The 13,181-nt window shown below is 38.0% G+C and carries 11 protein-coding genes and 2 pseudogenes; 3 read left to right on the forward strand and 10 right to left on the reverse strand.

Annotated features, from left to right (window positions below; all coding sequences use genetic code 11):
• The first annotated feature begins 165 nt into the window (after window positions 1-165).
• Window positions 166-1,340, forward strand: a pseudogene (locus NBW36_RS03270) (IS256 family transposase).
• Window positions 1,341-1,610: 270 nt separating this feature from the next.
• Window positions 1,611-4,082, forward strand: coding sequence for a DNA gyrase subunit A (gene gyrA, locus NBW36_RS03275; protein ID WP_250237740.1), 2,472 nt, complete (start codon window positions 1,611-1,613; stop codon window positions 4,080-4,082).
• Between the two features lie 520 nt (window positions 4,083-4,602).
• On the opposite strand, the pseudogene NBW36_RS03280 reads toward gyrA, so the two are convergent.
• The 10 genes and pseudogenes from NBW36_RS03280 to NBW36_RS03325 all read right to left on the reverse strand — a co-directional run.
• A pseudogene (locus NBW36_RS03280) lies at window positions 4,603-4,764 on the reverse strand (IS982 family transposase); the annotation flags it as partial.
• Between the two features lie 567 nt (window positions 4,765-5,331).
• Window positions 5,332-6,585 carry a CIS tube protein gene (locus NBW36_RS03285; protein WP_250237751.1) on the reverse strand — a complete coding sequence of 418 codons (1,254 nt, stop codon included), beginning with the start codon at window positions 6,583-6,585 and terminating at the stop codon, window positions 5,332-5,334.
• Between the two features lie 18 nt (window positions 6,586-6,603).
• The gene (locus NBW36_RS03290; RefSeq protein ID WP_250237754.1) at window positions 6,604-6,771 is read right to left on the reverse strand and encodes a hypothetical protein; all 168 of its coding nucleotides are present in this window, start codon (window positions 6,769-6,771) and stop codon (window positions 6,604-6,606) included.
• Between the two features lie 45 nt (window positions 6,772-6,816).
• Window positions 6,817-7,266, reverse strand: coding sequence for a phage tail protein (locus NBW36_RS03295; protein ID WP_250237756.1), 450 nt, complete (start codon window positions 7,264-7,266; stop codon window positions 6,817-6,819).
• Between the two features lie 33 nt (window positions 7,267-7,299).
• Complete coding sequence (locus NBW36_RS03300) at window positions 7,300-7,755, reverse strand: hypothetical protein (protein ID WP_250237758.1); 456 nt, start codon at window positions 7,753-7,755, stop codon at window positions 7,300-7,302.
• Window positions 7,756-7,818: 63 nt separating this feature from the next.
• Window positions 7,819-8,283, reverse strand: coding sequence for a hypothetical protein (locus NBW36_RS03305; RefSeq protein WP_250237760.1), 465 nt, complete (start codon window positions 8,281-8,283; stop codon window positions 7,819-7,821).
• 94 nt (window positions 8,284-8,377) lie between these two features.
• Window positions 8,378-9,865 carry a phage tail sheath family protein gene (locus NBW36_RS03310; protein ID WP_250237762.1) on the reverse strand — a complete coding sequence of 496 codons (1,488 nt, stop codon included), beginning with the start codon at window positions 9,863-9,865 and terminating at the stop codon, window positions 8,378-8,380.
• Window positions 9,866-9,910: 45 nt separating this feature from the next.
• Entirely contained in the window at window positions 9,911-10,771 is an 861-nt protein-coding gene (locus NBW36_RS03315) for a hypothetical protein (protein WP_250237764.1), read from the reverse strand.
• A gap of 5 nt (window positions 10,772-10,776) precedes the next feature.
• A complete protein-coding gene (locus NBW36_RS03320) occupies window positions 10,777-11,334 on the reverse strand; it encodes a Pvc16 family protein (protein ID WP_338140490.1) in 558 nt (185 codons plus the stop codon).
• Window positions 11,335-11,681: 347 nt separating this feature from the next.
• Window positions 11,682-11,924: a F0F1 ATP synthase subunit delta/epsilon gene (locus tag NBW36_RS03325; RefSeq protein ID WP_250237768.1), complete on the reverse strand. Its 243-nt coding sequence runs from the start codon at window positions 11,922-11,924 to the stop codon at window positions 11,682-11,684.
• A 490-nt stretch (window positions 11,925-12,414) separates the two neighbouring features.
• Here NBW36_RS03325 and pdxY point away from each other — a divergent pair, with 490 nt between their 5' ends.
• Window positions 12,415-12,918 (forward strand): pyridoxal kinase, encoded by a 504-nt coding sequence (pdxY, locus tag NBW36_RS03330; protein WP_256465607.1) that lies wholly within the window; start codon window positions 12,415-12,417, stop codon window positions 12,916-12,918.
• Window positions 12,919-13,181 lie beyond the last annotated feature (263 nt).

Consider the following 13,181-nt stretch of genomic DNA (forward strand, 5'->3'; position numbering starts at 1 on the left):
TTATGAAGCTTAGCGCATAGCTAAGAGCGGAAGTGTTCTATAAACTGTGTCAAGGTGATAAAAAGTTATAAATTAATTAAATAAACATTAAAGGTTTTAGACATGGAAGAAAATAAGAACAATTCCTATGTTGGTTTAGTAGATTACAAATTTCTGTAGGAAAATATTTTGTGCTCTATCCGTTTAGGTAAGCCTTTAACAGGAAAAGGTGGTGCTTTAACGCCTCTGATAAAAAAGCTTCTAGAGGCAAGTCTAGAAGGTGAAATGGCACACCATTTATCTAGTGATTCAACAGAAAATAATAGAAGAAATGGCAAAAGCTCTAAAACTTTACGTACAAGTTCTGGTTCCTTTGATCTGCTAACTCCTAGGGATAGGACAGGTAGTTTCGATCCACAAATAGTTAAAAAGCGTCAAACAAGCCTACATCCTGAGCTGGAAAGCAAGATCTTAAGCATGTTTTCTAGTGGTATGAGCTATAAATCTATAGCCGTTCATGTTGAAGAGATCTATGATCATAAAGTATCAGCTGCTGAAATATCATCTATTACAGATAGCTTGTTACCGATAATAAATGAATGGCGTAACCGCCCTCTTCAATCAGTTTATCCGATAGTTTTCATGGATGGGATATTTTTTAAGGTAAAAGAAGATGGCAGATGTGTAAGCAAATGCATGTATACCTTATTAGGCATAGATCAAGAGGGTAAAAAAGAAGTATTGGGATTTATTTGTCTGAAAGTGAGTGGGCTAACTTCTGGTTGGGTGTACTTAACGAGCTTAAGGAAAGAGGTGTAGAAGATATCCTTATTGCCTGTGTTGATGGCCTAAAAAGCTTTCCTTCAGCCATAAATAGCGTTTTCCCTAATGCACAAGTGCAGGTCTGTGTAGTACATCAGATACGAAACTCACTCAAGTATGTAGCTAGCAAAGACGTAAAACGTTTTTTAACTGATTTAAAGCAAATATATCAAGCTTCAAGTAAGGAAGTTGCTGAGCATTATCTATTGGAATTAGAAGAAAAATGGGGGGGGAAGTATCCAATGGTTACCAAATCTTGGCAAAATAATTGGGAACATTTGTCTGGTTATTTTAAGTATTCAGATCCTGTCAGAAGGCTAATTTATACCACCAATCCTATAGAAAGCTTGCATAGGCAGATTAGGAAGTTTACCAAGACAAAAGGAGCGTTTACCAGTATAAATGCTTTGTATAAATTAGTATATTGTGCCATAAAGAAGATCGAGGATAAATGGACTATGCCGCTGCGAAACTAGGCGTTGACTATATCTCAGATAGACATCTTTTTTCCCGGTAGATTAAAAGAGACGTTGAGATGAACAGGAGATGTGACACAGTTTATAGAACACTTCCACCGGAGTATAAAGCCCCATACAATAGCACTACAAATAGTGGCATAAGTAAAAACTTTTTGAGCTTGGAATGGGCCAGAAGCCATGTAGACCGTTGTATTATCAATGGGTATATACGACGTACATTCAATAGATTAATGCCTTATTATTTAAGTTGCACAACAATTGCTACTGCTTACGATTTTTCTCCATTTTATTCGTATTTTCAACTATTTATAAACCTTAATTTTCCCATTTATGGATATAGCACCAACGGATCGTATCATACCAATCAATATAGAGGACGAAATGCGCGATGCCTACATAGATTATTCTATGTCTGTTATTGTAGCCAGGGCACTGCCTGATGTTCGGGATGGTTTAAAACCTGTACATAGACGGGTATTGTATGGTATGTATGAGCTTGGTCTGAGCCAGAGTAAATCTTATAAAAAGTCTGCAAGAATTGTGGGGGAAGTACTGGGTAAGTACCATCCACATGGTGATGTAGCAATTTATGAAGCAATGGCTCGTATGGCCCAAAGTTGGTCACTCCGTTATCCACTTATAGAAGGCCAGGGTAATTTTGGCTCTATCGATGGAGATGCCCCTGCAGCTATGCGTTATACCGAAGCCCGTTTGGTGCGCATTTCTGAAGAGCTGATTAAAGAAATCAATAAAAATACTGTTGATTTTCAGTTTAATTTTGATGCCTCCTTAGAGGAACCCGTTGTATTGCCCGCAAAACTGCCCAACTTACTTTTAAATGGTGCTTCTGGTATTGCAGTGGGTATGGCGACTAATATGGCTCCACATAATTTATCGGAAATATTAAGTGCTATTGTGGCCTATATTGAGAATAATGATATCACCATTTCTGAATTGATGGAATATGTTATAGCACCTGACTTTCCTACTGGCGGCATTATCTATGGCTATAATGGGGTACGCGAAGCCTTTCAAACGGGCAAAGGACGTGTTGTATTGCGTGGGAAGGCTACGATTGAAGTGACTGCTAATGGAAAAGAGCAAATTATTGTGACGAAAATACCCTATCAGGTGAACAAAGCGGTCATGATAGAAAGGACTGCACACCTGGTGAATGAAAAAAAAATAGAAGGCATTGCCGACATTCGAGATGAATCAGACAAAGAAGGGATGCGTATTGTCTATGACCTCAAACGGGATGCAATAGCCCATGTAGTCCTCAATAACCTCTATAAACAAACCCAACTACAAAGTTCTTTTAGTGTGAACAATGTAGCACTGGTAGAGGGTAGACCTAAGATTTTAAACCTCAAAGAACTTATTGTCCATTTTGTAGACCATAGACATGAGGTATTGGTACGCAAAACCACCTTTGATCTGGAACATGCCAAGAAGAAAATACATCTGTTACAAGGCTATCTTATAGCTTTAGATCATTTAGATAGGGTGATTGCGCTGATTCGTGAGTCAAAAGATCCAGAAGTAGCTAAAGCCGCATTGATGGAGACTTTTCCCTTAAGTGAAGTACAAGCAAAAGCCATTCTAGAAATGCGTTTACAGCGTCTTACTGGTCTAGAGCGTGCTAAAATAGTAGAAGAACATCATCAGGTGCAAAAACTGATTGACCATTTATTAGAGATATTGGCTGATAAGGCGCTTCGTATGCAGTTGATTAAAGAGGAGCTGATTGCTCTAAAAGAGCGTTATGGCGATGCACGTAGAACAGTAGTAGAGTATGAGGCAGATGCATTTACCATGGAAGATATGATTCCAGATACGGAAATGGTGATTATGGTTTCCAACCAAGGTTACATTAAAAGGACCCCATTGGTTGACTATCGTCTACAAGGTCGAGGCGGAATAGGTGCCAAGGGCATCACTACTAAAAAAGATGATTTTACAGAGCATCTATTTATAGCTACTGCACACCAATATTTACTAATATTTACCGAATATGGCAAGATCTATTGGGTAAAAGTCTATACGATACCAGAAACGAAGAAGACCACACAAGGCAAAGCCATACAGAACTTAATCAATATAGCTCCTGGGGATCAAGTACGTAGTATTATTCAGGTTAGGGATTTGAAAGATAATACATATGTTGATCATCATCATGTAGTCATGTGTACCAGGCAAGGCATTATTAAAAAAACGCCTCTTCATGCCTATGCTACGCCACGTGCCAATGGCATTCATGCCATTGTAATTCGAGAAGGAGATTCTCTATTAGATGTACAATTAACCAATGGCACCCACCATATTGTATTGGCATTAGAGTCTGGTAGAGCCACGCAGTTTAATGAGCAAGATGTTCGTCCTATGGGACGTGTGGCTTCTGGCATAAGGGGCATTACGCTAGCGCATGAACAAGACCGTGTGATTGGTATGGCCTGTTTTCCAACACTGGATTTAGATGTTTTAGTTGTTTCTGAAAACGGTTATGGGAAACGTTCCCCTCTTGCAGATTATCGTATTACCAAAAGAGGTGGTAAGGGTGTGAAAACCCTTCAAATTACTGAAAAAACCGGAAAGCTAGTGGCCATTCATGCTGTGAAAAACCAGGATGAGCTGATGATTATGAACCAATCTGGTGTGGCCATTCGGATTGAAGTAAGTACATTGCCGCTTATAGGTAGAGCTACTCAAGGCGTTCGCTTGATTCGCTTGAGTCAAAATGATAAGATCGCTTCCGTAGCCAGAATAGATGTTTTAGCACAGGTAGATGCACAAGATCGTTAAACATCTGTATATGCAGAAAATATGGACTCATTATCAGTAGATTAGAAAAAAATACGTTGACCCTGTGCTAATTTCAGTAACCCCTTCAAAACTAGTTGATCCAATATTAAAGTACCCATTCAGCCTTCTGGCAATACGAAACAAGAAAAACCGACCCTTGTAAAAAGGTGCGATTAGAAAGCACACCTTTCAGCTGATTAGAAAAACAGTTTAATGGAGGCCATAAGGTGGCTTCTATTTTTCCAGCTGTAAGGGGGGATTTCAGCAATTTTCGCACAGGGCTTGATGTATCGAGGCAGGTAGGCCCTCACGGGTTTTCTTCCTCACACTAGCGTACAATACGGATCCGTATAACCTGAGTTCGGGATTAGATTATTTTTTCATTTGATAATCAATATCAATGAAAATTTATAAAATTTGTTTTATAGACAGTTAAATAGGTAGTTGAATAACAAATAATTCTGGTAATGAGTTTATTATATATATTATATTTATAAAATTAGATATAAAAACTTGTTAAATAGGTGCAAATATTAACTAAATAATTGATATTAAATTGTTGTAAATCAGTCAAATAAATCCCGAACTCACGTATTAACAGTTGTTTTTCCATATACGGCATAAACTTTATGAGAAATTCATCAACAGCATAATACATTTCAACTAATTTTTCTACATTCATAACTGGCTCCTTTGGATAATCTGGTTAGCATTTTTTTATCTCCAAATTTAAAACACAAAGGAGCTTTTTAAAGCTATTTTTTAACAAGCTAATCCCGAACTCAGGTGTATAGAGCGGTTCGATTAGTTCACTGTTGCAATAGAGAGTTTAAACCTATCTTTTCCAAGTAAGTATTGTTTATGGCCATATGTATTATTTTACTGTGAATCAGGTTACATACTCCTTTTGAACTATATGAGATTGGTTTAGCTGTGTGAGGTGAAATGCCCAGATTTAGTAATCCTTAGTATCGTCCGGAAGGTGTTCAGTTCTTTCGTATATCGATCAAACATGCTATAGATCTCCCACGGTAAGATACATATCCTTCACCACAAAATGGTAAACATACGGTGGTGCCTATTGACGATGAAAGATGATATAAGAATCAACTTAATTGGGTTTATAGGTAAATGCTGATTTTCTACCTTATAAGAGAACAATTTCAGCAACTCATTGCAAGGGGCATTTTTCACTTTTTTGGAGTGTAACGCTACCAGATGGCCGATAGGGCACCTTTTCCCTATTCCTTTAAAAACCGTTTGACTTTACTAATTTTTTTCCAGCTTCATATCCTTTAGGTGATACTTTTTTAGCAAAATTTTTCAACCTTCTCCAAAAACGCATCTTTTGCTCCATTTTCTGCATAAGATTGGCATTTGCTTTTAGTTTACGCAAACTATTCGCTCCACCGGCAGCTGCAGCAGCTACAGCACTACCAGCTACACCGGCAGCTCCAATGCTACCCATTCCAAAGAGACTATTTTTTTCGGCTCTACCACTACCCAGCCCAACACTAGCACTGCTCTTTGGGGACCCAGCTGCACCACCACCCGGTCTAGGACTAACACTACTTTTTCTGGATCCACTTGGACCACTACCCGGCCCGCGACCACCACTACTGCTACTACTACCTAACCTATGACCACCTCCTCCAACTCCACCTCCACTACCACCAGGCCCATTGCCGGCAACACCTCCTTGCAAGCCACTGTCAGAAGGGCTTGCGCCAACATTGGTACCATAAGCCCCATCCCCAGAACGGTTCGCAGCAATACTAGAAGTTCGACCAGAAGGGCTTGCACCAACACCGGAACTATAAACCGCACCCCCAGCACCATTAGATCCCTGATAAATCTGATCAGGTCCTCCATCATAGGCACCAGGTGGCGCACCACTGTAAGCACCACTCATGCCATTAGGTGTCGGTCCAAAAACCTCCTGAACAGGTGGACCTTGGCCAGAAGGAACCTTTTGATTCGAGGTTGCATTGGCACCAGATGCCTTTGCATATTTGCCATCTACACCAGCAGCAGACTTCCCTTTTCCTAAAGGAACGAGCTCCTCCAATACAGATATATGCGCCTCTGCTCTAACAAGCGTACCATCTACTTGAAACATAGAATAAACGATGTCTAGAGCTACCAATCTGCCTTTAAAATCAATCTGGCCCCAGATTACACGGATGTAATTGGGAGCATTGTTCTTTTTATGGATACTGTAAGCAACATTTTGAAGTTGCTTTACTTGCTCCATCACAGCAATGGTATTGCTACCAGGTATAATGCCTGTATTATCAAACAAGAGACTAAAAGAGAGCAGCTTTGGAGGAGATCCACGGTATTTCAGCAAACTAGAACTCGGGATTCCCTCAGGAACATGGTAGGACACTGCACTTTTAATAACCAAGTTCTCAGGATTAATAGATGTAATAAACTCTCCTGTAAAAGAGGCAAACTTATTGTCACTACATGCTTTAATAACTAGTTTACTAACATTACTCATAACTATAGATGGATCATTTTACCTGGTTTCCTGATCTTTTAATAAGCTCGAAATGGCTCTTGTCAATGCCAATTGCTGCTGCGTAGTAGTATTCAATAGAAGATTTTCTGGCATAGTTTTAGTATTGTCTACTTTTTCTTTAGTTACTTCAACCCGGATTACTAGTTCCTTAATTATAACTGCCATAATCAACAAAATTAATTTTGTACACTACATTAGACATTACGGATATTACTTTGTTCGTACCAACCTAGAATACCCAATGGTAATGGTTTCCCCTATGGCAGGATCCGCTTGACCATCTAACTGGAAAGATGTAATGGCTATCCCCTTTGGATACACATCCTCTATCTTCCATTGCGCTAGAATCTTACCTTCTTTATTGAGAACCAAAATATGGGCCTGTGTAAGTTTAAAAATACCTTTATCAATGGCTTCTTCGCACCAAACGGTCATTTTGGTTTTGCCTTCTACTAAGGGCCTAGTCAAGATTAAGTCAGTAGTCTCACATGCATTGGATCTATAATAAGGCCTATTAGCGCCCCCAGGTAGATAGGGCTCCATCTTCAAAGCATTATTTAATCCTTCAACCTTGCAGAAATATTCTGGGGAACTACCATCTGTTACGCCCAAAATTTCTATTTGAAAAGAATGTGAATGGACTAAATTAAAACCAGTCATAAATATCAGAATAAGGTTAAAAACATCATACGATTACTTTTTATCTGGATTCAAGCCTTGTAAAGTAAAACGTATACGAATATACCCCATTTCACCTGTAGACTCATGCTTTCTATTTAAAAACAACTCTGCTTTTTGTACGATAACGTCATTTACAGTTGTTTTCGTATCTATTGCACCATCTTTTTTATGTACACAAATTGTAAATGGTTCTGCATTATATTTATCCGAAAGCACATCCTGAACCAGGCTATATGCTTTCACTAACAACTCTTTTCCGGTTATAAATGGTAAAAACTCTACGGTAAAAGTTACCACTTCTTGCGCATTGTGTTGATTCTGAAAAAGCGGTGCTTTGGTTGCCGTATCATATATGGCTGTTTTGGTAGATGTTCTTTGATTGGGCATACTAACAGCCGAAACACTACAAGTTTTACTATCAAAACCTGCTTTGTTAAAGTGTTTATAATCAATAGTTACTCTTTGCATAATATCTCAAACTTCTAGTTAAACTACTTAATATCCGGAAAACTCAATCATGAATTCAACAAGCTATTTTTTAATAACAAAACTAACTGGATCATAAACAGCAAGTTCGGCAGTCACTTCCTGTAATCCAGTTTCAGCATCTACCTCACTGCTCATTTCACTAACATACCCCTGAAATTGTATATGTGTAAATGGCTTATCATCGTTGGTGGCAATACTAAAAAGCATATTTTCCACATATTTTTTAGGATCATTTTCCTTGGTTACTTCTAAGGCTTTTTCTAATTTTTTAATGTCATCATCAAATTTTTTATCTGGAGTTTTCAACACAGAAACTTTAATATCAGTCGCCTGCCCAATTTCTCCTCCTTTACGTATCGCATAAACGGCTTTACCTTGTGCATTAATGGACCTAACATATTGGGATCCATTTTCTAAGGCAATCGCTATATGGTAATCGGTTATATTAACCTTTGAGGAGCCTAAATTAAAATGGACTATAGCAGGTATTAACAAATTCTCGGTCATGTTGATTTTTAGTTTTAAATATTTTTAGAACCACAAGCAATCTTCTTAATACAGGGGGCAAAACAGTAGTTTACCCCCTATAGATAAACGTAGCTTAACCGTCTGCACCCATTTTTTGTTCAAAGGTAATCACAATAAACTCAGCTGGTCTAGGAGACGCTACTTTTACTGAAATACGCATGATGCCTTCATTAACATCATCTTGAGACATGGTTTCACCTAGCCCACAGAGTACCGTGAAGGCTTCTGCAGGACTTGCACCCACTAAAGCACCTTGTCTCCAAAGATTGGTTAAGAAGTTTGAAATCATACCCTGTACAACTGCCCAAGTAACAGGAACATTTGGCCTAAACACAACGGAAAAGGCTGCATTTTTAATGGACTGCTCGATAAGGATAAACAACCTTCTAACATTAACATATCTCCATTCTGGACTATTTCCAGCCAACGTTCTGGCACCCCAAACTACTGCAGCACCTGCTCCTTTAAAGGTACGGATCGCATTGATAGACTTACCACTAATGCCATCTACGTTAAGTGCTTCTTGCTCTTCGTGGGTAATTTTAACCATTGGCTCAATCACAGAGTTTAAGTTTTGGTTGGCTGGGGCAATCCATACTCCTCTTGCTTTATCCGTTCTGGTGTAAAGCCCAGCCATAGCCGGAGCGGCTGGAAGAATATTTAACCGATCTGCAATGGTTTTGCGCAGTAATTTGTACTCCTTACTGGCATTCTTTAGTCCAGCATCCCAATACGCTTTTTCTTTCTCTGTAGTAGCACCCATCAGATTAGAGAGCATGATTTTGTGCTCTTCTTGTAATACATCCTTGAGCGACTCTAGATCAAAATTTCTATAATCAATACTATTCAATGGGATAATATTCGTTTTAATCCATGGATAATAGGCAGCACCATAACTCAAATTATCTAATCCAATATATTCACGAAACCTGTTTACATATTTATTCTTATCCTCGATAGATAATTCCTTGTTTCCACCCCATATATCAAATAATGCGACTTTATTTAGATATTTGCCACAATGCGCAAGACCATAAGTCTGTACAGCATAGTAAGAGGCATCTTCTTCATCTAATAAGAGGGAGTCTGGCATTAACAACATGGTTGGAACCTCTTCTCCAGCTAACGTATCTATACCTTGCTTAAATACATGTGCTGTAATTTCTAATGGTGCGTTAGGATCTCCATATTGACCAACAGAAACAATAAAACAATCTGCCCCACCATTATCAAAGAATAGTTTTAAACTATTATAGAGGTAAAATGTAGAGTTTGGACTCTGCTCCACGACATAAGACTTGCCATGCATCACCAAATCTTTATCCCTACCAGTTACCTCCTTAATGGTATAGACAGGAACTGCTGGTCCTCCAAAAAACAACTCATATTCAGAAAGCGAAGAGATCTGAACGGGTTTCATATGAAAAGACTTTCCATTAATTTCAGCCCTTTCAGTGAAACCTATAAAAGCAGGAACTGCGGTTGATACTTGAACCACGGCGTTGGCACCCGTATCCTTCTCGACGATGTACACGCCGGGAGTCTTTAAATTTTCAGCCATTTTATTTGATTTTATGAATTATATAAAGGCTAAATTAAATTTAAACTAAACATATACAACTATATCACTATATAGTTTCTTTTTATCATCCTTATCCTTTTTGAGCGAGTCATAGGTAGGATAAGGCAATTTTTCTAATAATATGGTTTCGCCTTTTGCACCACCAAGTTTACAAAGCGAGAAAGAACGATCGTATTGATCACAAAGTTCTATGGGCATGGTAGATTCTGCACAATAGGTATGAGGCAATTCAGTGGAAGCCTTCACTTGACTAAAGTAATCGGTATCTCCTTTAGATAGAATACTTAAAGGCCCATTGAGCCGCTTTTGGGTGTCTACTAAATGGTATCTCCAAAAGGTGGAGCGATTTTGAATCTTAATGGAATAGGTAATAGGCTCAACAAAGCGGCTATCTTTTTGTTTTGATACAGTATGGCTCCAATGGGTAAGATCTATATCAATCATTGCAAATACATTCCAACCTGGTTGCGTAGGATAATGCGCCACTTCCTGAATCTTGACTAGATCAGCGCTACCCATAAAAGGTTTGCTATGTAGCCAATTATGATTATGCGTATGCCCATTATACAAATAATAGACTTGCCCAGTCGAATGGCCAGCCTCTAATTCCAAAAGATTCAATGCTTGGCTATTTTTTAATGTCATCACAAAGGAAAGGGTGATGCCATCTGTCTTTTTTTTAAACAACTCTAGCGGATGATCATAATCCTGCGAAAGCCATATCAACGCTATGCCATCTGAATGACGCAAGATCCTAACCCTGCGTTCGGCCATCCAGGAAGCGGTAGACCGAGTTGGCTCGATATCGAAATCATTGCGGACGTTATTAGATTTATAATAATGATTCGAAATAGCTATTCGAAATAATTTTGTTGCAAATGCCATACCTATTACCTTTCACGTGATGAAAATGCTGATACTTTTAAACCCACTGTAGCATCTCCTATAAATATCAGACCTACCTTATACAGCAAAGAAGGACTATAAGGCGCCTGTAAATTTTCCCAAAGCATAGACTTCTCTAATGTAGACATTTTAACCAACTCAACAGAAAAACTTTCAATCCCTATTCCTTGTAGAATAGGGGTATTAGAGGTATCAAAGTGTGATTTATTTTGAAAAAATGCCGCCACATAAGCAAGTAATTCTAAATTTTTTAATAGGTCAGATGCTTTATAATCAACAGAAAATAAGAAATAAAGGTTAAATGCCTCCGGTGCTTTACGTACGATAAAACCATCCCCCTGTGGGACATATTGAGTAGGATTGCTGCACAATTCCACTGAAGTAATATCCACTAATCTCATCATAATTCCCTTTGAAGATTTGCTTTCTACTTGGGAATTTCCTAAAACTGCCAAGGATATAACTGGACACTTTACATTCGTTTTAGACTGAACGTATTGATTTGCCTCAGATAATATAGTACTAGTGCAATGATGTAGCATTGTCAGCCGCTCTATATATTATTTTAATGATCTGTAACCTATGACCACCTGTAATGATTACAAAAGTGAAACGCAATAGGGCTTGTTACTCCTTGTTACCCATCGGTTGAGCTAAACAAGACGCTTTATTGTCTAAATTATATTACATTTTTAGGTTACTTTTTTACTCAAAAAGATAAATGCCATCACTTTTTGTCTAAAAACCGTACAAAAACACCGCTTATGCCTCGATTTAGTAGCCAACAGACGGCATCCTTTATTACAGAAATAGACTACAAGCCAATACAAGTAGCATCAAAAACAGTCGTCGAAACACCTGGTCACATTACTCCCATCTATGTTCGGCTCTATCCCATAGGCTCACAAACCACCATAACCTGGTTATCAGCTATTGAGGTAAAACCACCTCTTATTGAAATGGACGATGAAATAGCCCCGACCGTATAAGTGATCTTCCCTGGTATTAAATTACTTAAAGTAGGCGCATGATTGGAAAGTACCTGAAATGGACCAAGCGCACCCGGCAACTTCACACTACCCACCGTTCCATTAAAAAGCTTACCACTAGGCGATATGATCGATAAGTTCATCTTTAGTGTATTTACTTATTTGGCAGAGAGCCACTTACAACCTAAACTACTGATTATCTTTTCTCCTTTGATTATTTTTTCTCCTTCTTACTTAAGTGAAAGGTAACCAAAAGGTCTTTTAAAAGCAAATGTACTGAATAAAAATCGCACTTAACCATCTCACAAAGCAAACCGACTAGAAGGTACTCATTAGCTTTGAGTAAAATAATAACGTGAGTTCGGGATTTATTTGATTGATTTACAACAATTTAATATCAATTATTTAGTTAATATTTGCACCTATTTAACAAGTTTTTATATCTAATTTTATAAATATAATATATATAATAAACTGATTACCAGAATTATTTGTTATTCAACTACCTATTTAACTGTCTATAAAACAAATTTTATAAATTTTCATTGATATTGATTATCAAATGAAAAAATAATCTAATCCCGAATTCAGGTTAACTAAATAATTGATATTAAATTGTTGTAAATCAATCAAATAAATCCCGAACTCACGTTATTACAAAGTTTAGGTTTAGAAGTATGGACAGTGCATACCGTCCAATTTTCAAACCATAGAGGCTATGGCGATTGGAAGGGTCAGGTATTTTCCGCACAACACATAACTGACCTGATTCAAGGCTTAGAAGCACAAGGCCTTGCCGAAAAATGTGACGGTATTTTATCCGGTTATATCGGCGATAGATCTATTGGTAAAGTTATTATCAATACGGTTGAACGTTTCAAAAAAATCAACCCCAATCTTTTCTACCTTTGTGACCCAGTAATGGGTAGTAATGATCACAAGCGCTGTTTTGTACAAGAAGATATTCCTCCCTTTTTTAAAGAATATTTATCTGTAGCTGATATCATAACACCTAATCATTTCGAAGCAGAGATGCTATACGGAGCAAAAATTAACAACACCCAACAATTAAAACAAGCCGCCTACTTTTTTCATCAACAAGGCATTAAAACGGTTATGGTTACAGACCTACAATAGGAGGACATATATCCAAATGAACATTGCGCTTTTTTTTCAGACCAAGGGATACAACCCCACTGGCTTGTTACAGCACCCAAGATACCATTAGACACACCTATCAATGGTTCCGGAGATCTTTTTTCCGCGCTGTATTTAGGATTTAACCTGCTGGGCTATTCGCAGCTTAAATCTTTTGAATATGCATTCAATAAAACGCAGGAAATTATTATGGAGATCACTCTAGCTAAACAAAGAGAATTAAAAATTTTGGGACATAATTA

Source organism: Cardinium endosymbiont of Oedothorax gibbosus, assembly GCF_936981045.1.
Classification (GTDB): domain Bacteria; phylum Bacteroidota; class Bacteroidia; order Cytophagales; family Amoebophilaceae; genus Cardinium.